Origin of the sequence: Halobacillus sp. HZG1 (genome assembly GCF_035818575.1) — a bacterium.
Classification (GTDB): Bacteria; Bacillota; Bacilli; order Bacillales; family Halobacillaceae; genus Halobacillus; species Halobacillus litoralis.
In genome coordinates, this window is the sequence record NZ_JAYLVQ010000065.1 from 1 (window position 1) to 20,821 (window position 20,821).

Sequence of the window (20,821 nt, forward strand, 5' to 3'; positions counted from 1 at the left end):
GCTGCGAGACTCCCGTGGGAGAAAGGAGATCGGCGAGATCCCGCAGGGCGTAGCCCGAGGAAGCTCGGCACTCCCCCACAGGAAAGCGAGTAGCTTCCCAGCCACCCCTGACTCCAAATATGGCAAACGAAGCCCCCAAACGTCTCGAAACTGAGTCTTCAAGAAAACTACCATTATTTGTAATAAGTATTGTATTAAAGGATATGGTTACCTTTTTATAGAAAAAGAAGGAGGGAGGTTGGTTGGAAATGACGAAGGTTGCATTGATTAGACATGGAAGTACACGATGGAATAAAGAAAAAAGAGCGCAGGGAAGTTCTGATATTCCGTTAGATGAAGAAGGGAAGGTAGATGCTCTGAAATTAGCTGAGCGCTTACATAAAGAAACATGGGATATTCTTTATTCAAGTCCTTTGAAGAGAGCAAAGGAGACAGCGGAAATCATTAGTGAAAAAGTAGGATTGGCCATCCAATTTGATAATCGAATAGAAGAAGCCAGTGGTGGCCAGATCGAAGGAACGACAGAACCAGAAAGAATTGAAAAATGGGGAGAGGATTGGCGGTCGTTGGACTTGGATATTGAAACCCCTCGCAGTGTTGTTTCCAGGGGGAAGGCGTTTATGGATGATGTTTTAAAGAAACATGCAGGGAAGAAAGTAATCGTAGTTAGTCACGGTGCACTGATCAGTCACTTATTAAGGGAACTGGATAGTCACAATGTGAGAGATGAACATATGAAAAATACTTCTTTATCAGAAGTTCATCTTAGAGAGGAACAATGGTTTTGTGATCGTTTTAATTGTACGATCCACTTGGATTGAGAGAAGCGGCTCAGGGATGAGCCGCTTTATTTATTGCTCTTTTGTGTAGTTCAGATCCCAGGTTATTCCATAAGGGTCTTTTACTTTGGCATACGTAGCACCCCAAAAGGTATCCTGAAGTTCCATCAAGACGTTTCCATCATTTTTTAAACGGTCATAATACGTTTGAATTTCATCAGTACTTTCACATTCTAATACGAGGGCGATATTGCTCCCGGTCTTAACATTTTGATCGGTGAATGAATCAGAAACCATAAAGAACAAAGCATCTTTTTTGAATTGTGCATGCATGACTCGCTGGTCCATTTCCTCAGGGGTTTCAAAATCTGCTTCGCCAAAGGTTTGGAAATTGATAATCTCACCATGAAAGATTTGTTTGTAATAGTCCAGGGCTTCTCCTGCGTTACCGTTGAACGTGAAATAAGGGGTAGCTTGATGCTTCATAGCCGTGAAACACTCCTTTTGGAAATTTTTTGATCCACCATCATTATAAGCTGTTAGGAGAAATAAAACAAGAACATTTGTTCGTCACTTCTTCAAGGTGCGATTCCAGGCACTCATTTTGTCCAAGGCAAGCAAATCCTCTTTAATTTCTCCAGGTTTGACGGCATTTCCTATTACATAATCTTCAAATGACATCCCTACAAAATCGAAGATATGGCCGAACTGTTGAATTAGTGGCAGGCCCGTGACATAAGGGTTGCTTCCACCTGTAGTAATGACATAGGCTCTCTTTCCTTTTACCTGATTCTTAAAATCAAATCGGTCATCACGCATATATTGGGACCAGCGGTCGAAGAACAACTTCATATGAGAAGTCATTCCGAACCAATAGATAGGAGTGACAAAAATGATAAGATCATGTGTTAAGAAATCAGACAGTACAGTTTCATAATCGTCATCGACACGGGGAAACCCGCCTTCTGTATGCCGCCTGTCAGAGATAGGGTTAATTTTATAATCACTTAGACGTATTTGTTTATGTTCAATTCCTTCAAGGGCCTGGTTGACGAGGTATTCAGAATTACCGTTCTCTCTTGAACTCCCTAAGATCGTCAATATTTTCATTGTATCCGCCTCCTTTACTTCTTCAAAAAGTATATCATTGAACATCTCATCATTGTTATCTATACTTATCGATACTAACTATTGTAAAAAATGATAGAGGTGTACGTATGGACATATCCTATTTTTATACATTTAAAGAAGTGGCCAAGTGGGGGAGTTATACCCGTACGGGGGAAGAGCTCGGTTATGCTCAGTCCAGTGTGACAACACAAATCAAAAAGCTTGAAGATTACTATGGGGTGAGACTTGTTGAACGTGCTGGACAGACGATGCGTTTAACTCAGTCTGGCGAACAGCTTTTGCATTATGTTGACCAGGTCATTGATATTCTTGAAGAAGCGGAAAGTAAGGTTTCGAAAAATGTACAAATGCGGGGAACTGTTAGGATTGGAGCAGTTGAATCCTTGGCTGCTTATTTTATATCCAAGTCTTTGAAAGCTTTTAAAGAGCAGAATCCTGACCTTCGAATCCAGTTGGAATCCGGACTCTGTCCCAATCTTAAAGAAGGTGTGCTAGAAAGCCATTATGATCTCGCTGTTGTTCTCGATGAAGAAGTGAAGCACCCTCTTCTGGAAACTTTACTTTTACGAAAGGAAAAAATGGTCATTGTTGCTGCTAATGAACACCCGCTTGTTGGCCAGGAGCAGATTAATATACGGCGGATAGAGGATGAAACGCTCATTCTTACAGAGAAAGATTGTTCATATAGGAATATGTTGGAGGGGATATTAAAGAAAAGAGCAGTCGAACCCCGCTCAGTGATTTCATTTACAAGTCTTGAAGCGATCAAACAATGTGTCATTGACGAGCTGGGAATAGCGATGCTCCCGGAAATGACGGTAGCAGGGGAGCTTGAGAATGGGAGTCTTCGTGCTTTGGACTTTAACCATCAAGACTTGGCATTATACATTCAAATTATTCATCATCAAAAGAAGTGGCTGTCTCCATCGCTGGAAAAGTTTATCCAATTACTATATGAGCGAAGATGAAAACGGCGTGAACTGTATTGGAACAGTACGGTTGGGATTTCTAAGGGATAGAATGAAATGGAAAATAAAAAAGGCGCTGAACCCTTTAACAGCGCCTTTTTAGTATCCAACATCCGCCTAAATTTAAAAAACTTTCAGAAAATGGTTGCAATTTCCCTTCCTCCACAGTAAACTGTACCATAACAGATAAACAAAATTAATTCTGTTATAACAAAGGAGGAGCTAGTATGAAAAAACAACAAAACGTCCCTTGCCCGCAGTGTGGTTCACAAATCGAAGGTCATACTTACAATTACATGATGGAATGTGATCGTTGCCTTTCCAAAAAAGATGAATAATTTTTGGGGGTTCTGTTATATAACAAATTTATTAAACGGTCGTTAGTATACAACAGAGGGTGGCTATTCAATGGAAACCAAATTGTCTGGAATACAAATTCATGGAACGATGCACGAAGGATTTGCAGAAATACTATCAGATGAAGCCTTATCGTTCCTTGTTGAATTACATGAAAAATTTAATGATAGAAGAAAACAGTTGCTTTCAGATCGAATAATGACGCAGAAGAAACTGGATCAAGGAGAGCGGCCGGATTTCCTGAAAGAGACGGAGCGCATCAGGAATGCTGATTGGACGATATCCCCTATACCTGACGATCTTAAGGATCGTCGGGTAGAAATTACAGGCCCAGTAGATCGGAAGATGGTCATCAATGGTCTCAATTCCGGAGCGAAGGTATTCATGGCTGATTTTGAGGATGCGAACGCTCCGACATGGCTGAACACTATTCATGGGCAGATTAACTTAAGGGATGCTGTGAGAAGGAACATTCGATTTGAGAATTCAAACGGGAAGGTTTACCAGTTAAATGAAAAGACGGCTGTCCTTAAAGTACGACCTCGTGGATGGCATTTAGAAGAAAAACACATGACTTACAATCAGGAGCGGCTCTCAGGAAGTCTTGTAGACTTTGGGCTCTATTTTTTCCATAATGCTAAAAAACTCATTGAACATGGGTCAGGACCTTATTTTTACTTACCGAAGCTTGAAAATCATCGAGAGGCGAAGCTGTGGAACGATGTATTTATCTTTGCTCAAGATTATTTGGATATTCCACAAGGAACGGTGAAAGCGACAGTCTTAATAGAAACGATTTTAGCCGCCTTTGAGATGGATGAAATCCTTTATGAATTAAGAAATCACTCGGCTGGATTGAATTGTGGCCGTTGGGATTATATCTTCAGCTACTTGAAAAAATTCCGTCATGATGAACGTTTTTTATTGCCTGACCGGGCGGATGTGACGATGACTGTTCCATTTATGAGAGCTTATTCGCGGTTAACCATTCAAACCTGTCATAAACGAAAGGCTCATGCCATGGGAGGAATGGCAGCCCAAATACCTGTAAAAAACGATAAAGAGAAAAACGACGCTGCTTTTGAAAAGGTCCGTGCAGATAAGGAGCGTGAAGTGAAAGATGGCCACGACGGGACGTGGGTCGCCCACCCGGGCATGGTAGAGACAGCCATGGAGATTTTTAACAAACACATGCCTGACGAGAATCAGATACAAAGAGATCAAACGTCTGTCTCCTATCGTGCAGAGCAATTGCTTGAAGTACCTGATGGATCAATTACAGAGCAGGGGTTAAGAACAAACATAAACGTAGGGATCCAGTATATCGCCTCTTGGCTGGATGGAAGAGGAGCAGCACCTATTCATCATTTGATGGAGGATGCAGCTACAGCGGAAATCTCGAGAGCTCAAGTTTGGCAATGGATCAGACACCCAAAAGGAATATTAAAAGATGGTCGGGAGATTACGATGGAGCTTTACGCATCATTGAAAGAAGAAGAGCTCGAAGCGATTCGCTGGGAAGTTGGAGAAAGTGTTTTCGAAAACGGTTCCTATATGGAGGCCGCACAATTATTCGATCGATTGATCCGTAACGATGATTTTACTGAATTTTTAACATTAGAAGCCTATAACCATTTATCTTAAGGGGGATTTCACATGAATGAGCGTGTAGAAAAGTTGCATCACCAGTGGCAGGATGAGAGTCGATGGAGCGGAGTGCAAAGACCATATGAAGCCGAAGAAGTCATTCGGTTAAGAGGGTCCATGGATATTCAGCATACCTTAGCGGAGAAAGGTGCCGAAAAACTGTGGAAGTTAATGAACGAGGAAGATTATGTCCACGCGCTGGGTGCTTTGACAGGAAACCAGGCGATGCAGCAGGTGAAAGCAGGATTAAAAGCCATCTATTTGAGTGGATGGCAAGTGGCTGCTGATGCCAATCTCTCAGGACATATGTATCCTGATCAAAGCTTATATCCGGCAAATAGCGTACCTCAAGTGGTGAAAAGGATTAATCAAGCCTTGCAAAGAGCGGATCAAATTCATCATATGGAAGGAAAAGAGGACATTGACTGGTTTGCGCCTATAGTTGCAGACGCTGAAGCAGGCTTTGGCGGGCAGCTGAATGTGTTCGAGTTGATGAAAGGGATGATTGAAGCGGGTGCTGCAGCGGTTCACTTTGAAGATCAACTTTCTTCGGAGAAAAAATGTGGTCACCTGGGAGGGAAAGTCCTTTTGCCGACACAGACGGCGGTTCGAAATTTGATTTCCGCAAGGTTTGCTGCGGATGTGATGGGCACTCCAACGATTATCATAGCAAGAACCGATGCGAATGCAGCCGATCTTATCACGAGTGATGTGGACCCATACGACGCGCCATTCATTACTGGAGAGAGAACAGCTGAAGGTTTCTTCAAAACAAGATCTGGATTGGATCAGGCGATTGCACGTGGCTTGGCTTATGCGCCATATGCTGATCTTGTTTGGTGTGAAACATCAGAACCTAACCTGGATGAAGCTCGTCGTTTTGCGGAAGCCATTCATGAGCAATATCCTGGAAAGCTCCTGGCTTACAACTGCTCACCGTCTTTCAACTGGAAAAAGAAGTTGGATGATGAGACCATTGCAAACTTCCAGCGGGAGCTTGGGGAAATGGGCTACAAGTTCCAATTCGTTACATTGGCAGGGTTCCATGCCTTGAATCACGGCATGTTCGAACTTGCTCGTCAATATAAAAATCGTGGTATGGAAGCCTATTCTGAACTTCAACAGGCAGAATTTGCGAGTGAAATTCACGGGTATTCAGCAACACGACATCAGCGTGAGGTGGGAACAGGATATTTTGATGAAGTCGCTCAAGTAATTTCAGGTGGAACATCATCCACCACGGCATTGAAAGGTTCCACAGAAACTGAACAATTCAATTCTGAAACCGCCAGCCCTTCATAAAAAAAGCGTGCATGCTAGGGAGAAACGTCTGGAGTGTGACTCTCCGGGGGTTTCTTTTTTTGTCCATAAATCACAATTCTCCACCAAATTAATATGGTATGATATCAGTTATTTTCAGTGATTGTGAAAATCAGGAGTGATATCATGCCGGTGATTTCAGGAAAAGAATATAAAAAACGAATGGATGCAATGAATGCGGAAGTCTGGGTGGGTGGAAATAAAGTGACGGGCAATATTTCTGAACATCCCGCTTTCAAAGGGGCTATCCGCAGTCAGGCAGAACTCTACGATCTTCAATATGATAATCAAAAGGATATGACTTTTTCCTCTGAAACGACAGGGAACCGATTAGGGTTGTCTTACTTAATTCCAAAAACCAAGGGTGATTTGGAAAGAAGAAGGAAAATGATTCAACGGTGGGCCCTTCACTCAGGAGGTGTAATGGGAAGAAGCCCGGATTATATGAACACGGTGCTTGCTGCTTTCGCTGCATCTATAGATGTATTGGATGGAGATGAGAATTGTCATCCGGAGCGGCTTCTTCAATTTTATGAATATGCTCGAGAGAAGGATCTGTCGTTCACCCATACTTTTGTTAACCCTCAAAGCAACCGGTCGAAATTAGCGTTCCTGGAAGAGGATGTCACCAATGCTCGGATCATGGACCGGACCGATCAAGGCCTGATCATTAAAGGAGCCAAACTTCTGGCAACGCAAGGAGGAATAACGGATGAGATCATTGTCTTTTCCGCCCCTGGTGCTCAGGATAATGCACACGCCTACTGCTTTTCCATCCCCAGCAACACGAAAGGATTAAAGTTTGTATGCAGAGAGTCGTTTGCCAATCAAGGGTCATCTTATGATTATCCTTTATCGTCACGTTTTGAAGAGATGGATACCATCGTCATTTTTGATGATGTTCTCGTTCCATGGGACCGTGTTTTCATACACGATAATATAAGGGCAGCTACTCGTATGTATGTGCGGGGAAAATTTGTTCCTTTTACCTTACATCAAATTGTTTCACGGCAAATTATAAAAACGGAATTTCTTTTAGGAATCGCTCAAGGAATTGTTGATACCATCCAAATTGGGGATTACCAACATGTTCAAAGTAAAGTTGTGGAAATAGTTAAAGGGTTAGAAATCATGAAGGCACTTGTCATCAAATCAGAACAAGAAGCGTCCGTTGATGCTTCAGGAATTATGGTTCCTGCAAAACAACCGTTATATGTGGCTGTTAATCAATTTCAAGAATCGTATCCAAGGTTTGCTGAGATCCTTCAGATTCTTGGGGCCAGCGGCATGATGTCCATTCCACAAAAAGCGGATTTTGAAGGAGAAGTCGGAGAGCAGCTTAATCATTATCTGCAAGGGGTCGAAGTGAAAGGAGAAGACCGTGTCTCCCTTTTTCGTTTAGCCTGGGATTTGACGATGAGCAGTTTTGGTTCAAGGCAAACCTTGTATGAACGATTCTTCTTCGGTGATCCTGTACGGCTTTCGCAAACCATTTATCAACTTTATGATGACGCCAAAGCTCTGGAAACTATCCAACCGTTCTTAACAAAAAAAGCTGACAAATAAATGTCAGCTTTTTATCGTTTAGCATTCGCTTTTTTTGCTTTTTGTTCTAACTGTGAGCGAGGTTGCTGATCTGCCACATCTTCAGAAAGTCCCTGTGGGTTGACTGTGTTGCCGGCATTTCGCTTGAATGCATTGCTTTTCTTACTCATAAGCACACCTCCTAACGCTTATTTTGCAGTAAAGCCCGGTTTTTATCCATGTTTTCAACAGGCAAAAGCTTACAACGAATGGGCTGATCAAACATGCAAAGGCTAAGCGAAAAGGAGGATTCAGGTATGAAGAAAAATCAAATGAAACGTAATCGTAATCAAAATAGCGACGACTTCAGTTCCGAGGGCTTATCCATTACACAGGAGCAAGTATCCGACACGCTCACAGAAGGTACGTATGATGCTAAAATTGATGAAGTGGATGAAAATGGTCAGTTGATCAGCCATAAGGGTGAAGGTATTAAAAAAGGAAAGAAGCGTGACTGATGATGGCCCGAAGAAATAAACTGCTTGTTCCAGAAGCAAGGGCAGGACTCGATCAGCTGAAAGCCGATCTCCTACACTCATCCTCTCCAGAACAAACGAAATATGAAGTAGCAGAGGAACAAGGAATACCTTTGAAAAAAGGTGACAATGGTGATTTATTTACGAGGGATGCAGGTAAAATCGGAGGACAGATTGGCGGCCGTATGGTAAAAGAATTGATTCGCAGAGCTCAACAACAAATGGAACAAGATCAAAAGTAAGAGGCGCCGAACAGCGCCTCTTTTTTCACACTCGTTATTATCTATTGGCTAATAGGTGTTTTGGATGCATCATCATTAATTGATCAAGTTCTTTTTTATGGATTAGGAATGCAGATTTATTTTTATTTATAAGGGACTGGTCAATCTGGTGTTGATGCACAAGAATCGCTAATTCCATGTCCATTTCTGTATAAAGGGAACGGTCTTCATATTTTTCATCGATAAAAGGAATGGACATGTAAAAAGGATCGGCATCATTTTTTTTAACCGCGATATACCAGCCTGCATGGTCTACATAAAAGGGATCCTCCAGGATGTGAAGGTGATCGCCTTGGTTGAATTCAATAATTTCGTGGCACGTGCATTCTTGATTGCCTTTTTCGTAAGTGAACGTTTGTAGAACGGTTAAGGTATTCTCCATAGCCATTCTCCTTTCAAGGTGATAAAATAATAATAATTGATAATGATTATCAATGTCAAACAAAAATACACTTCTTTTTCTGAAATTTTGGTATAATGATATAAATAAAATGGCTTTTTCATAGAGGAGAATCTTTATGGGGAATATCAAAGATTTGGTTGGAAAAGTGCAGTTTGACGGGGACCGTGTCATCGGTGTTCCCCCAGAGTTCCTGTGGATTGGTCAGGGAAGAAGTGCCGTGGTCTACCGGTTGAAAGGAACAGACATAGCGATAAAAATTTTTTATCCTGGTTACGAAGAGCTGGCACACATTGAAGGGGAAGTATACGAGAAGCTGAATAACCATGAGTTTTTTCCAGCTTTTTATGAAAAAGGAGAAGGGTATTTGACCATGCAGTACGTGGAAGGAATCACTTTTTATGACTGCCTCGTCAATGGAGTGGCTATCACAGAAGAGATGGTCCAACGTGTAGATGAGGCGCTGGAATTTGCCTGCCGCTTAGGCTTTAACCCATCTGATACCCATTTGAAGAACATCCTTCTCACTACTGACGGTGAAGTGAAAGTAATTGATGTGGTCCGCTTCACGCAGGAGTTTGATTGTCCGCATTGGCGTGACTTGAAAAAAGCATATGAGACTTTTTACCAGCGCCGCTATGTACCGAAAAAATTCCCGAGATTTTTTATAGAGTTCATCATCCGTTTGTACCGCAAACGATTGCTGCCGATTTAGAAGGTTCTGTTGTTTGATCATCCATTTTTCTGGGAAAACCCTGAACTAGAAAGGTGGAATGTAATCATGACCCAACATCGTTTAAGTGATGTAGAAGTCGGTAAAAATTATAAAGCCAAAGAGTTAGACAGTTTTGTATCCACAACTGATGTACTTGTTCTTTCCAACAATGATTCACAACTGTTCACAGAACCTGAAAGGGAGTATAAAGTTGTCGATGCATTTGAAGGTTTTTTTGAACATTCCTCTGAAGACGGAGAGAAGTATTTTCGTGAAAAGAAAGCCTATGTGGTAGAAAAGGTATAGAAAAAAGGCGTCCAGGATGGGCGCCTTTTTATTTTCGAAAATCAGTATCTTAGTTTCATGAGGATTTCCTTGATTTCCTCATCGGCCATAAGTACTTTCTCGTATTTCTTCGTAATTTCAGTCAAGGCGACATCATGATAGAAGAATTCCGTAAAGAATTTTACTAATGGTTTGGATAAGGTATGAATGCCTTGGAAGGTATCCCCCTCCACGCCTGCAAATAAAATTTCCTCGTGATCAATGATCATGAGCTTGTGTCGTTCAAGGGCATCGTGTTTTTCATCAGGAAGAAGGACATGGGCATGCAGTTTTCCTGAATCCAGTTCACCGACAGAAAGAAGTTCTACTTTGATGCCTTCTTTCTTTTTTTCTTCCAGGAGAGGGAGAAAGGAAGCTAATTCATCGCTCCATCCGGTAACGAGTATTTCCTTTTTTGCGGTTTGAATCCGTTCTTTTAATAAAGCTTTGATGGAAGCATCATTCTGAATGGTCCATACCCGTTCATCCGAATCGTGAAGTTTAAAGTTCGTATTTCTAATTTCGTCGATGTTGGCTTGAAATTCAGTGGTCAGCTTCTCGATCGTCGTTTCCAGTGAGAGGGCCGTGTAGAGTTTTTTCCTTTCTTGAAATGAAGTGAGAATCAACCCTTTTTCTACAAGGCGCTGAAGGACTTCATAGATCTTCGATTTAGGGACTTGCGAGTATTTGACGATGGATGTAGCATCCATCGGTTCCTCACTTGCTGTAAGGACTTCAAAAACTTGGCTTTCATACTGAGTAAATCCGAATTTCTGTAACATCATGTACCTCACTTTTTGTGAACGATTTTAGATTAGTTGTAGAATAACCATATTCAATATAACGGCAGGATCGTTGAAGACTCAGTTTCGAGACGTTTGTTGAGTGGATGGGGTTAAGGGGAATAACTCGCTTTCCATGGGGCGAGAGACTCACCGCCCCATGGAAAGCGAACCTTTTGCCGTAGCCCCTAGAATCACACGAACAACTCGAAACTGAGTCTTCAAGAAATGGGAGCTTTGGTGTAATGGAATCATTTTATTGATGCTTTAGATTTAGAATACATGGAGGAATGAAAAACGTAAACATTTCCTCTTGTTTTATCCCTTTTATATGGTTACCATTATAGTGGTAACCTAATAGAAAGGGTCATGCAATTATGAATAAAAAAGTTTATTTGTTAGCACTTGTTGCGTTTGTTGTCGGAACCGTAGAATTAATTATCGGTGGGATTTTAGACCTTGTGGCTGATGATCTTGGTATTACCCTTGGTCAAGCAGGACTGCTGATCACTATTTTTTCTCTGGTATTTGGGGTAGCGTCGCCGATTTTACTTACGGCTACCGCTCGGTTTGACCGGAAAAAATTAATGCTGATCACACTGGTTATTTTCTTTTTTGGAAACATGCTTGCCTACTTGAGTCCGAATTATGCCACAATCATGTTAGCCAGGGTTTTAACTGCAGCGAGCGGATCGTTGCTTGTTGTTCTCGCTGTGACGATTGCTTCTGCCATTGTGACTAAAGAGTATAGAGGGAGAGCGATTGGCACCATCTTTATGGGCATCAGTGGTTCTCTTGTACTTGGAGTTCCCATTGGACTGACGATAGGCAATAGCTTTGGCTGGAGAGCTCCTTTTCTACTGATTAGTGTACTTAGTATGCTCTCCTTTGTAGCTGTATGGTTTTCTCTGGGGACTATTGCTCCAAAACCCGTCATTTCTTTGAAAGAGCAATTACGGACGTTGAAAGATAAAAAGATTTTTTCTGCACAGCTGACCTCGTTCTTATTTTTGACCGGACATCTTGCCTTGTATGCTTACCTGACTCCATTTCTTAAATCAGAAATGGGGATGAACGGGACCTGGGTGAGTATCGTTTACTTCATCTTCGGTGTTGCTGCGGTGATGGGGGGAGGAGTCGGAGGTTTCTTATCAGACAAATTTGGATCTGAAAGAAGCATTCTGGGCATTATCCTCGTCTTTGCGGTCGCTATTTTCACCATTCCACATGTTACCTTCTCCTTACCCTTATTCTTAATGGTGATGGTGATTTGGAGTGCATTGAGCTGGGCAGTAACACCTGCACAACAAAACTATCTGATTTCCTCTGCGCCTGAAACATCAGATATTCAGCAAAGCCTGAACAATTCTGCGTTACATTTCGGAATTGCTTTTGGTTCTTCCATCGGTGGAATTGTCATTGAGCAGAGTTCCGTTATTCATAACGCTACAGTTGGAGGATTCTTCGTGCTTGTCGCACTGGCCACCGCCTATTTTTCCATTACACGTGGGCGACAAACATATGAACAGGAAGCCATGCAGCAATAATACAAAAATCCCACCGGACACGGTGGGATTTTTGTTTATTTTCCTTTGTATTCCATGACAATCATGTTCCAGTATTCCAACTGAGGGACGGTGAAAGAGAGTCTGCTCTCGGTCTGATTAAATGCAACAGGCACGGGAATTCCTGTCTTCCAATCAGGGGAAGCCATCCAGACTCTCTCCACTTGTCGCGATTCATCTACTTGAATAGAAAGATCTTTTTTTACTGCAGGCTTCTTTTGTGTACCATTCGAATCGCGCCACCTCATATGCTCGACATCGGTAAAGTTAAGAAGGTGAACCACTTTTTTGTCTATTGTTTTCTTGCTGAACGCATAGACCGATCCTTTTTTTGGTTGAAGGGAGATGTTTACTTTATGTGAAGAAATCTCTGGCTTCGAGGGAGAAAGCTCATCTCCTCGTAAAAGGTTTTGATACCCGACCATGAAATCATAGTAATGAACGAGATGCTCTTTTAATTTTTTTGTCATCTTCAAATGGTTGTTTGGAAAATACTCTTTGGACAGCATATGTTCCCCAAGTTCTATATGGGCACCACCATGAGCGAATATTAATGCATCTGTGAGCAGGATGCCCGGAAGGTTAAACACGCCTTCTTGATCGGCAAGGTCATAGTTCATGTACGCAGCCAATACAGTGTTTTTATTCCAATTTTGTTCGTTCTCAATGAGGATGTTTTTTAATTGCTCGTAGGTTGTGATGGGGTCCCATACTTCCGTGTACAAAAATGGAGCTCCGGCATTGGAAATCTCTTCTTGGCCGTATTGATTGACCGCATTCATAATGAATGCATAATCGGGAAACCTCTCTTTCACAGCTTCCAGGAAATATTGATAACTTTCTTTCATGAACAGAGGGTCTCCTGAATTTTTGAAGACATCCCCACGGTCCCCTAATTGATCAATATGCCATCCATCAAAAGAAAGAGCATCATACACGATCTGATGTTTATCGAAAATGTAGGCCTGCCATGCTGGATTTCCCGGGTCGGTTAAGAAGATGTCGCTCTTCCAACTTTCCGGAAGGGGATGGCGATCTACTTCTGTTGTGTTTTTGTCTTTATACACATACCACTCCGGATGAACACCATCGTGCTCCGCTCCTGATAGAGTTCCATTTAAAAGATTGTAAGCGATCGCCTTCATGCCATTTTGATGAGCTAAATCAATATACTGTTTTACTGTTTCCAATCCTACGGGCTCGTTGGCTATGTTGGCCCAGCTATCCAAAGGTTTTCCATTTACTAATTTCAACGGTTGGTGATGCTCATCGTGCCAATCATAGAATTGAATGGCATTGATATGAAAACGAGCTAAGTTATCTATCACTTCTTGTTGCTGATCCTCTTCGATATTCGAAAAAACAGATAGGAACCCATATCTAGGAAAAGCCGTCCAGGAAGAAGAGACGTCCACGGCTATCGTTTTTCTTTCTTTATCTTTAAAACTTGAGTGAACTTCGACTAAATAGCCTTGATGGTCGGTTTCAGGAGGTTTCCAATTCCACTCCATAACCGACGCATCAGGTGTCACCTTCATTTGATCAATCTTTGTTCCTTTGTAGTAATAGTTCACAACAAAAGTAGTGGAAGAGTCATGGTTTAGTTGAGCTTTGAGGTGTACAACATCGTCGGGTTGATACTTCGCCTGGTCTTTTGAAAGGTGTTCAATTTCCGTGCTTTCCTCTATGGAATCAAACGATTGATAGACGAAGAGGAGAACGACCATTAGGAATAATAGTGTCATCAGTATTTTTGTTCTCATAAATAGCTCAGCCTTATAACAAATGGCTAGCAGATCATCTGCTAGCCATGTTGATTTATTAAATAGGTTTGAAAGATATTGCTTTAGCATGTGTAATCATCTAATGAAAAGAATAGGCTTAGATGCCCATTTTATACGAGTCAAACTTGACTGCTTACTTCTTTTTACCATTGAAGAATATTTTCACTTTATGCTTTTCATCGGCTGGTACATTCACATAAAGAGCTTGTTCTTCATTGTCATAGAAGAAGGATTCTTGAGTCGCTTTTACTTCCTCTACAGAGTTGACCTTCTGGTACTTCGCTTTAGAAGCACGTACACGCGCAGGTGCTTCTTCACCATTAAGTTTCAGTGTATAAGATACTAAGTCCGTATCATAGCCTGTAGCTTTTTCTTTTTTCTTAAATTCAATGTGCTTCCCTTTACGTTTTACTTCCAGGTCCGTCACATTGTACTCGCCATCTTTGTAGTCTAAGGTTGCTCCATCATCTTCATAGAAAGAATAAGTGGCTTTCTCATCCAAGTACGTGTCTAGGACAAGGTTTTCTAGTGGTTTTTCACCGGTATATTGCTGAACTTCACGTGTAGGGATCATAGAATCTTTCTTGACATAAATCGGAAGGTGATCCAGTTGTGCTTCTGTTGTGATGGTCTGACCTCCGTCAAACTCTTTACCCGTCCAATAGTCCACCCATGTTTCTCCTTCAGGTAAGTACACGTCACGTTCCGTTTGTCCCTGCTTAACAACAGGTGCGAGCATCATCTCTTTACCAAACATGAACTGATCACTTACGTCATAGGTGTTCTCATCTTCCTGGAATTGGTAGACAAGCGGTTGCTGGACAGGTGTTCCTTCTTCAGCCGCATCGATGAATGCGTTGTATAAGTAGGGCATAAGTTGATAGCGCATTTCAATGTATTTTCTGCTGATGTCTTCCACTTCTTGCCCGAAAGCCCAAGGTTCTTGAGCTTGTTTCTTTCCGTCTGCTTTCTTATCACTATCATAGTGGACCCGTGAGAATGGCAGGAATGCTCCTACTTCCATCCAGCGTGCAAACATTTCGGCATCTGGACGACCTGCGAACCCACCGATGTCGTTTCCTACGAATGGAACACCAGACAGTCCGACGTTCATATTCATAGGTAGAGACATGGCTAAGTGATCCCATTCACTTACATTATCCCCTGTCCAAAGAGCAGCATAACGTTGAGAACCTGCGTACATATCACGTGTCAATACAAATGGACGCTCGTTCGGCTTGTACATTTCGAAAGCATTGTATGTCGCTTCTGCTTCGTCATGTCCATATAGGTTATGATATTCTTCGTGCGTTCTTTGGTTTTCTCCTTCACCAAATGTTACATCCAACGGCATTGTGTGATAAGGACCATCGAAGACAGCTGGCTCGTTCATATCGTTCCATACCCCGTCGATTCCTTTATCAAAGAGAATGTCGTGCTTGCTGGCCCACCAGTCACGCACTTCTTCTTTAGAGAAGTCAGGGAACATAGAGTCTCCAGGCCAAACTTCTCCTACAAAGTTTGTTCCATCAGGGTTCTTTGCCCAGTAGTCGTTGGCTGTACCTTCATCGTACATGAAGTAACCAGGATCTTTTTTGACGGCAGGATCGTTGATTGTGATTTTTTTGAAGTTCATATCGTCTAGTTTTTGGTGAAGCGCTTCGTCACCGAACTTATCAGACCAAGTAAAGACACGGTATTCATCCATATAGTCGATATCGAAATGCATCGTGTCCACAGGAATCTCTTTTTCACGATACGTTTCAGCTACACGCTCGATATCTTCAGCAGAATATTCCCACTTGGACTGGTGCAGACCAAGTGTCCACTTGGCCGGTTTGTCCATTTTACCGGTCAATTCTGTGTATCGATCGAGGACATCTTCAATCTCAGGACCGTACATGAAGTAGTAGTTTAATGTGCCGTCATCAGCGTAGAAGTAATAATAATCGTCACTTTCACTGGCCATTTCGAAATAAGAGCGGTTCGTGTTATCGAAGAACATTCCGTATGCTTTTTCATCTTTCAAACCGATGAAGAAAGGAATGGAAGTGTATAAGTATTTTGTGTCTGTTTCATATGCATAAGCGTCCGTATTGAACATTCCAATGCTCTCACCACGCTGGTTCACTTCCAGTCCGGATTGTTCGCCAAATCCATAAAAAGCTTCATCTTCTGTCGTCTTCTTATAAACGTAAGGCTTTTCTCCGTCATAACCAGAACCGTTTTGCATGTAATCTTCGTTAATTACGTTGCCTTCTTTATCAAGGAATTTGACTCCAAAAGGTTCTTTTTTGACTTTAATTGTAATTTCATCAGTGGTGAGAGTAATTTCTCCTTTTTCATCCGTGACATCAAAGGAAGGAGTGTCCCATTCTTTTTTACTGATGGCTTCAGAGAAGTACTCTTCTTCGCCTTCTTTTAATATCGAAACTTTCGCCATATCCTCGGAAAATAGACGGATAAAAGCAGTTTGATCAGAGGATAAATCGAGCTTCACTCCATTATCAAGCTGTTCCACACCTTCTATTTGAAGTTGTTTTTCAACAGCTTCCTGGCTCAGCTCTTGATCAGGGTGGGGTTGTGTTACCGCTAGTACGTTGGGTGCTTGTGCTGCCAATACCGTAGCGGCAAGAGCCGTTGTAGCAACTAAGCGGGAAATTGTTCTGGATGGTTTGTTCATTTTCGTTATTCACCTCGTATGAATATATTCGCGTCAACCGGTTGCGCAAATCAACTGTATACCGAGAGTGAAAAACTGGCAATATAGGAAAACTGGTATCGTTCCCATGAGCCGTAAGAACCATTCGCCTTCTTTTAGAGCCATTGGAAGCGGTTGAAAGAGATTTTGTAAGAGTTTCCAAAAAAAGTGAGATTCCAACGAATGGTTCATGATTTACGATTCCTTAACAAATCTGGGGACTTTGGGTTCTTTTTGTGTAAAAAGTGTGGTGACCCCCATAAAAATATTTTTTGACCCGAATACTCGGATGCTATGGTTTTATCTTGAGAATATTTTTAGCGATTCGAAAAATACTATCATTGTTCCAACTAAAAAGGAGGGGAATGACATGGGTAGAGACGAACACCGTAAGAACAAAGGGAAACAAAAGCGTAAGTTACCTCAAACTCCTAAAAATCAGAAGAACATTGATGTAGAGTTCTCTGAAGAATTAGCGGATCGTGAAGATAAAATCGCTCAAGAAAGAGCAGAAGCTGCAGACCGCCGAGCTCACAAAAAACAATAATTGGTAAAAATAGCCAGGTAAAAATAGCCACACCAGGTCATCCATAATTTGGATGACCTGGTGTGGAATATTCATGCATAAATACATTTTGTACAGTTTAAAATGTTTGAACTAAAATTACTACATGGTATAATTCTGAGTTGTGCTTAAAACAGGAATCACATAGTTGAATGTATAAATACTTAGAGGAGGTCATTTGGTTGAAACAATGGCGTAAATGGTTACCAGCTGTATTTCTTGTAATTCTGTTGACATTAGCTGCTTGTGGCGGAGAATCCGGTGAAGAGGCATCGAATGGTGACGAAGGAGAAAATGCTGAAACATCTGAAGAAAAAGGAACAGTAAGAATTGGTATGAACAATTGGGCGGAGAACGTTGCCGTATCGAATATGTGGAAACTTGTACTTGAAGAGAAAGGATACACTGTAGAGCTGGAGCAAGTAGAAAAAGGTTTCCTTTATGAAGCCTTATCCAGTGGAGATCTTGATATCGGTATGGAAATCTGGCTCCCGAACACAGACAAGGCGTTTTACGAAAAATATAAAGAAGATATCGACTGGCGCGAAACATGGTATGAAGGTACAAAATTAGGCCTGGCTGTACCCAGTTATATGGAAGATGTTAATTCCATTGAAGATTTGAAAGGTTCCGATGCATTTCCTGACAAACAGATCGTAGGGATTGATGCAGGCGCAAGTATTATGTCTTTAACAGAAGATGCGATTAACGAATATGATTTGGATTATACGCTGGCAGCATCTTCAGAGCCGACGATGATCACAGAGTTGAAGGGTTCTCTTGAGAGTGAAGAACCAATCGTTGCGACTCTATGGAAGCCACATTGGGTATTCTCTGAAATGGACCTGAAGTTCCTGGAAGATCCTAAAAACGTTTATGGGGATTCCGAAAATATCTCTTATGCTGCCCGTAAAGGGTTGGAAGAGGATCAGCCTCAAGTGGTCAAGTGGTTTGACAACTTTATGTTGAATGATGATGAACTGGGCAGTCTCATGGCCAGCATCAATGAAGCTGGCGATGCCCAGGAAGGTGCGCAGAAGTGGATTGATGAGCACCAGGACGTTATCGATGAATGGACAAAAGAATAATACACCAAAGCCCCGCTCCTCTAAGAGTGGGGCTTTTTTAGCTACCCAGATTGATCAGCGACTCATGAATCAGCCTCGCAACACAATCCTCGAGTTGGAAAAGACAGAGGAAAAGGGAATCATCTGAATTGAAAGAATTATCTAATTCAATTTGGTATAATGGGTAACTGAAGTTTTAGTACAAAGGAGCCCTTTACATAATGAGTATAGAGAAAATAAGAAAAGCGAAGGAAACGATAGGCCGGGTGATCCTCGGTAAAGATGAGGTTCTGGAACTATTGTTTGTCTCTATTATTGCAGATGGACACGCACTTCTCGAAAGTGTACCTGGATCTGGGAAAACGAAGTTAGCTAAAAGTTTCGCTAAAGTGATGGATGGGCGATTTTCAAGGATCCAATTCACGCCGGATGTCCTCCCGAGTGATGTCACAGGCATCCAATTTTTCAATCCTAAAACACAAGAATTCGAACTGCGGGAAGGTCCGGTAATGACGAATGTTCTACTCGCAGATGAGATTAACCGAGCGACTCCGAAGACTCAGTCCAGTTTGCTTGAGGTCATGGAGGAAAAGCAGACGACGGTGGATGGAGAAACGTTGAAAATTGCTCCACCACTTTTTGTTATTGCCACTCAGAACCCTGTGGAAGGAAACCATGGGACTTTTCCTCTTCCAGAGGCCCAATTGGATCGATTCTTGTTCAAAATTGATATGGGATACCCGGCGCAGCAAGAAGAAAAAAACATATTAAGAACCTATCAAAAAGATGAACCGTTCGAAACACTCACGCCGCAAATCAGTTTAAGAGATATATTACAACTACGTGAACAAGCAAAAGATATCTCTATTGCTGAAGATACTCTGAATTACCTTTTGGATCTCGTACGTTTGACCCGTGAAAATGAGAATATAGATTTAGGGGTCAGTACGAGGGGAGCTCTCGCTTTCATGAGAGCGAGTCAGGCCCGGGCGTTACTGTTAGGGAATCATTTTGTCCGCCCCGAAGATGTGAAATTCCTGGCCCCTTATGTATTAGAACATCGTGTTGTTCTCTCCATGGAGGGGGCTATCCGGAAAACTAAAAGCCAGGTGATCCGGGAAGTGATCCAGGAGGTTCCTGTTCCGGTAGAAGAAGGTTCGGTCCAGTGATTGATTGGGAAAAACGACTAGGGTTGGGAAGAAGATTTTATGATGGTGTTTGGGCAGCGGTAATCCTCACCGGATTGGTCGGCTTCATTATCAATCAGCCGATTTTTTATTTCCCTACAGGGCTTCTCATTATATTTATACTTGGGAGTAAGATCTTCGATCGTTACAGTGGTTCGAATTTTGAGCTGCAAAACGTTAAACATTCCGTTCGGTTGTTTCCGGGAGATGAGGCGGAATGGGAGATCCAAGTAAACAATTATTCAAAGATTCCTATGTTAAATGGAACGTTGTCCTTTGAAACAGGAAAAATGGTAAGTAGTAGAGGGGGAAAGATGAATGAATTGAATCATTCCTATTCTTATAAATTACCTTTTTCCTTAATGAGTGGTGGAGAGTCCATCATTCAGATTCCGGTGAGAGCTGAAACACGCGGGGTCACTAAGGCAACGAATATATCGTTCCGATTTCCCCACTTACTGAATTTCACTCCTATCAAAATGTGGTATAAAAAAACGCATCGCACCGAGTTTATCGTTTATCCAACACCGGAAGTTGTCCGCGGTGTCAACGAATATATTCATCCTTCTATTGGGGAACAACGTGCCAATTTTTCTCCCTATGAAGATGTCCTTACCCCTGTTGGAACACGTGATTATGAACAAGGAGATGCCTTTCATAAAATTCACTGGAAAGCGAGTGCGAAAACACAAACTTTGAAGACGAAAGTGTTGGAGCGTCAGGTGGATGCGAGTTGGACGATCATCGTCAACGTAGTGGAACAAACGAGACTGGGCAATGAACACTTGTCTACCCGCCTTGAGTCATTATTATCCTACGCGTGCTACTTGTGCTATACAGCTACAGAGCGAGGTTACCCCTATGAAATGTTCATTAACATGCGCAAACCTCAAAGGCATCCTTATTTTTATCAAGAAAAAGGGGAGGGTAACGTTCATTTACGTCAATCCCTGGAAATGTTGGCACGGATTGATAAAGAACAACGGCTCCTGCCCATGGACCAATTGTTCCATTGGTTCGGGCCGCGTGGCTTAAGTAGTAAAGTTGTTCTCATAGTGGGAGAAATGCCAGATGGAGCCATAGATCAGTTAAAAGACTGGAAATCTAAAGGCACCGTAGTACTTCAAGTACAGATGCATGGATCGACGGCCTATTTACGCCCTGCATTACAAGGAAGGGGGGCTTGAA

General features: G+C 42.1%; 22 protein-coding genes. 15 read left to right on the forward strand and 7 right to left on the reverse strand.

Going from position 1 to position 20,821, the window contains the following annotated elements; genetic code table 11:
* Positions 1–248 precede the first annotated feature (248 nt).
* Positions 249–821 carry a histidine phosphatase family protein gene (locus VKA52_RS12250; protein WP_326315870.1) on the forward strand — a complete coding sequence of 191 codons (573 nt, stop codon included), beginning with the start codon at positions 249–251 and terminating at the stop codon, positions 819–821.
* 30 nt (positions 822–851) lie between these two features.
* On the opposite strand, the gene VKA52_RS12255 is transcribed toward VKA52_RS12250, so the two are convergent.
* Both VKA52_RS12255 and VKA52_RS12260 read right to left on the reverse strand, forming a co-directional pair.
* Complete coding sequence (locus VKA52_RS12255; protein ID WP_326315841.1) at positions 852–1,265, reverse strand: VOC family protein; 414 nt, start codon at positions 1,263–1,265, stop codon at positions 852–854.
* Positions 1,266–1,349: 84 nt separating this feature from the next.
* Positions 1,350–1,889, reverse strand: coding sequence for a flavodoxin family protein (locus tag VKA52_RS12260; RefSeq protein WP_326315842.1), 540 nt, complete (start codon positions 1,887–1,889; stop codon positions 1,350–1,352).
* A gap of 107 nt (positions 1,890–1,996) precedes the next feature.
* Between VKA52_RS12260 and VKA52_RS12265 the strand changes: the two genes are divergently transcribed.
* From VKA52_RS12265 to hpaB, 5 genes are all read left to right on the forward strand, one after another.
* Positions 1,997–2,878, forward strand: a complete 882-nt coding sequence (locus VKA52_RS12265; protein ID WP_326315843.1) for a LysR family transcriptional regulator — start codon at positions 1,997–1,999, stop codon at positions 2,876–2,878.
* A gap of 227 nt (positions 2,879–3,105) precedes the next feature.
* Positions 3,106–3,216 (forward strand): YhfH family protein, encoded by a 111-nt coding sequence (locus VKA52_RS12270; RefSeq protein ID WP_160911614.1) that lies wholly within the window; start codon positions 3,106–3,108, stop codon positions 3,214–3,216.
* Between the two features lie 70 nt (positions 3,217–3,286).
* Positions 3,287–4,879: a malate synthase A gene (gene aceB, locus VKA52_RS12275; protein ID WP_326315844.1), complete on the forward strand. Its 1,593-nt coding sequence runs from the start codon at positions 3,287–3,289 to the stop codon at positions 4,877–4,879.
* A gap of 12 nt (positions 4,880–4,891) precedes the next feature.
* Complete coding sequence (gene aceA, locus VKA52_RS12280) at positions 4,892–6,184, forward strand: isocitrate lyase (RefSeq protein ID WP_326315845.1); 1,293 nt, start codon at positions 4,892–4,894, stop codon at positions 6,182–6,184.
* A gap of 144 nt (positions 6,185–6,328) precedes the next feature.
* Positions 6,329–7,768, forward strand: coding sequence for a 4-hydroxyphenylacetate 3-monooxygenase, oxygenase component (gene hpaB / locus VKA52_RS12285; protein WP_326315846.1), 1,440 nt, complete (start codon positions 6,329–6,331; stop codon positions 7,766–7,768).
* 11 nt (positions 7,769–7,779) lie between these two features.
* On the opposite strand, the gene VKA52_RS12290 is transcribed toward hpaB, so the two are convergent.
* The gene (locus VKA52_RS12290) at positions 7,780–7,917 is read right to left on the reverse strand and encodes a hypothetical protein (protein WP_167356006.1); all 138 of its coding nucleotides are present in this window, start codon (positions 7,915–7,917) and stop codon (positions 7,780–7,782) included.
* Positions 7,918–8,043: 126 nt separating this feature from the next.
* Between VKA52_RS12290 and VKA52_RS12295 the strand changes: the two genes are divergently transcribed.
* Together VKA52_RS12295 and VKA52_RS12300 are read left to right on the forward strand one after the other, a co-directional pair.
* Entirely contained in the window at positions 8,044–8,244 is a 201-nt protein-coding gene (locus tag VKA52_RS12295; protein ID WP_237417411.1) for a YozQ family protein, read from the forward strand.
* Between the two features lie 2 nt (positions 8,245–8,246).
* Complete coding sequence (locus VKA52_RS12300) at positions 8,247–8,504, forward strand: alpha/beta-type small acid-soluble spore protein (protein WP_326315847.1); 258 nt, start codon at positions 8,247–8,249, stop codon at positions 8,502–8,504.
* 37 nt (positions 8,505–8,541) lie between these two features.
* Here the strand turns inward: VKA52_RS12300 and VKA52_RS12305 are convergent, their stop codons facing one another.
* Positions 8,542–8,925, reverse strand: a complete 384-nt coding sequence (locus VKA52_RS12305) for a hypothetical protein (protein WP_326315848.1) — start codon at positions 8,923–8,925, stop codon at positions 8,542–8,544.
* A 136-nt stretch (positions 8,926–9,061) separates the two neighbouring features.
* On the opposite strand from VKA52_RS12305, the gene VKA52_RS12310 reads away from it, so the two are divergent.
* The gene (locus tag VKA52_RS12310; protein ID WP_326315849.1) at positions 9,062–9,658 is read left to right on the forward strand and encodes a serine/threonine protein kinase; all 597 of its coding nucleotides are present in this window, start codon (positions 9,062–9,064) and stop codon (positions 9,656–9,658) included.
* 66 nt (positions 9,659–9,724) lie between these two features.
* On the forward strand, positions 9,725–9,964 hold the full coding sequence (locus VKA52_RS12315) for a hypothetical protein (RefSeq protein ID WP_089651410.1): 240 nt from the start codon (positions 9,725–9,727) through the stop codon (positions 9,962–9,964).
* Positions 9,965–10,005: 41 nt separating this feature from the next.
* Here VKA52_RS12315 and VKA52_RS12320 read toward each other — a convergent pair whose 3' ends face one another.
* Positions 10,006–10,764, reverse strand: coding sequence for a TrmB family transcriptional regulator (locus VKA52_RS12320; protein WP_326315871.1), 759 nt, complete (start codon positions 10,762–10,764; stop codon positions 10,006–10,008).
* 377 nt (positions 10,765–11,141) lie between these two features.
* Here VKA52_RS12320 and VKA52_RS12325 point away from each other — a divergent pair, with 377 nt between their 5' ends.
* On the forward strand, positions 11,142–12,311 hold the full coding sequence (locus VKA52_RS12325; protein WP_326315850.1) for an MFS transporter: 1,170 nt from the start codon (positions 11,142–11,144) through the stop codon (positions 12,309–12,311).
* A 35-nt stretch (positions 12,312–12,346) separates the two neighbouring features.
* Here VKA52_RS12325 and VKA52_RS12330 read toward each other — a convergent pair whose 3' ends face one another.
* On the reverse strand, positions 12,347–14,074 hold the full coding sequence (locus VKA52_RS12330; RefSeq protein ID WP_326315851.1) for a glycoside hydrolase family 66 protein: 1,728 nt from the start codon (positions 14,072–14,074) through the stop codon (positions 12,347–12,349).
* Positions 14,075–14,246: 172 nt separating this feature from the next.
* Positions 14,247–16,796, reverse strand: coding sequence for a glycoside hydrolase family 31 protein (locus VKA52_RS12335; protein WP_326315852.1), 2,550 nt, complete (start codon positions 16,794–16,796; stop codon positions 14,247–14,249).
* A gap of 388 nt (positions 16,797–17,184) precedes the next feature.
* Here VKA52_RS12335 and VKA52_RS12340 point away from each other — a divergent pair, with 388 nt between their 5' ends.
* From VKA52_RS12340 to VKA52_RS12355, 4 genes are all read left to right on the forward strand, one after another.
* Entirely contained in the window at positions 17,185–17,361 is a 177-nt protein-coding gene (locus tag VKA52_RS12340; protein WP_160911631.1) for a YfhD family protein, read from the forward strand.
* Positions 17,362–17,561: 200 nt separating this feature from the next.
* The gene (locus VKA52_RS12345) at positions 17,562–18,467 is read left to right on the forward strand and encodes a glycine betaine ABC transporter substrate-binding protein (RefSeq protein WP_326315853.1); all 906 of its coding nucleotides are present in this window, start codon (positions 17,562–17,564) and stop codon (positions 18,465–18,467) included.
* 200 nt (positions 18,468–18,667) lie between these two features.
* Positions 18,668–19,615, forward strand: a complete 948-nt coding sequence (locus tag VKA52_RS12350) for an AAA family ATPase (RefSeq protein WP_326315854.1) — start codon at positions 18,668–18,670, stop codon at positions 19,613–19,615.
* Positions 19,612–20,820: a DUF58 domain-containing protein gene (locus tag VKA52_RS12355; RefSeq protein WP_326315855.1), complete on the forward strand. Its 1,209-nt coding sequence runs from the start codon at positions 19,612–19,614 to the stop codon at positions 20,818–20,820. Before VKA52_RS12350 ends, VKA52_RS12355 begins: the two co-directional genes overlap by 4 nt.
* Position 20,821: the final 1 nt, after the last annotated feature.

Coding starts and splice junctions, on each gene's coding strand:
- aceB (WP_326315844.1), top strand. CDS start 3,287: ATGGAAACCAAATTGTCTGGAATACAAATTCATGGAACGATGCACGAA.
- VKA52_RS12305 (WP_326315848.1), bottom strand. CDS start 8,925: ATGGAGAATACCTTAACCGTTCTACAAACGTTCACTTACGAAAAAGGC.
- VKA52_RS12255 (WP_326315841.1), bottom strand. CDS start 1,265: ATGAAGCATCAAGCTACCCCTTATTTCACGTTCAACGGTAACGCAGGA.
- VKA52_RS12320 (WP_326315871.1), bottom strand. CDS start 10,764: ATGTTACAGAAATTCGGATTTACTCAGTATGAAAGCCAAGTTTTTGAA.
- hpaB (WP_326315846.1), top strand. CDS start 6,329: ATGCCGGTGATTTCAGGAAAAGAATATAAAAAACGAATGGATGCAATG.
- VKA52_RS12295 (WP_237417411.1), top strand. CDS start 8,044: ATGAAGAAAAATCAAATGAAACGTAATCGTAATCAAAATAGCGACGAC.
- VKA52_RS12340 (WP_160911631.1), top strand. CDS start 17,185: ATGGGTAGAGACGAACACCGTAAGAACAAAGGGAAACAAAAGCGTAAG.
- VKA52_RS12260 (WP_326315842.1), bottom strand. CDS start 1,889: ATGAAAATATTGACGATCTTAGGGAGTTCAAGAGAGAACGGTAATTCT.
- VKA52_RS12270 (WP_160911614.1), top strand. CDS start 3,106: ATGAAAAAACAACAAAACGTCCCTTGCCCGCAGTGTGGTTCACAAATC.
- VKA52_RS12290 (WP_167356006.1), bottom strand. CDS start 7,917: ATGAGTAAGAAAAGCAATGCATTCAAGCGAAATGCCGGCAACACAGTC.
- VKA52_RS12310 (WP_326315849.1), top strand. CDS start 9,062: ATGGGGAATATCAAAGATTTGGTTGGAAAAGTGCAGTTTGACGGGGAC.
- VKA52_RS12300 (WP_326315847.1), top strand. CDS start 8,247: ATGGCCCGAAGAAATAAACTGCTTGTTCCAGAAGCAAGGGCAGGACTC.
- VKA52_RS12350 (WP_326315854.1), top strand. CDS start 18,668: ATGAGTATAGAGAAAATAAGAAAAGCGAAGGAAACGATAGGCCGGGTG.
- VKA52_RS12330 (WP_326315851.1), bottom strand. CDS start 14,074: ATGACACTATTATTCCTAATGGTCGTTCTCCTCTTCGTCTATCAATCG.
- VKA52_RS12265 (WP_326315843.1), top strand. CDS start 1,997: ATGGACATATCCTATTTTTATACATTTAAAGAAGTGGCCAAGTGGGGG.
- VKA52_RS12335 (WP_326315852.1), bottom strand. CDS start 16,796: ATGAACAAACCATCCAGAACAATTTCCCGCTTAGTTGCTACAACGGCT.
- VKA52_RS12250 (WP_326315870.1), top strand. CDS start 249: ATGACGAAGGTTGCATTGATTAGACATGGAAGTACACGATGGAATAAA.
- VKA52_RS12315 (WP_089651410.1), top strand. CDS start 9,725: ATGACCCAACATCGTTTAAGTGATGTAGAAGTCGGTAAAAATTATAAA.
- aceA (WP_326315845.1), top strand. CDS start 4,892: ATGAATGAGCGTGTAGAAAAGTTGCATCACCAGTGGCAGGATGAGAGT.
- VKA52_RS12325 (WP_326315850.1), top strand. CDS start 11,142: ATGAATAAAAAAGTTTATTTGTTAGCACTTGTTGCGTTTGTTGTCGGA.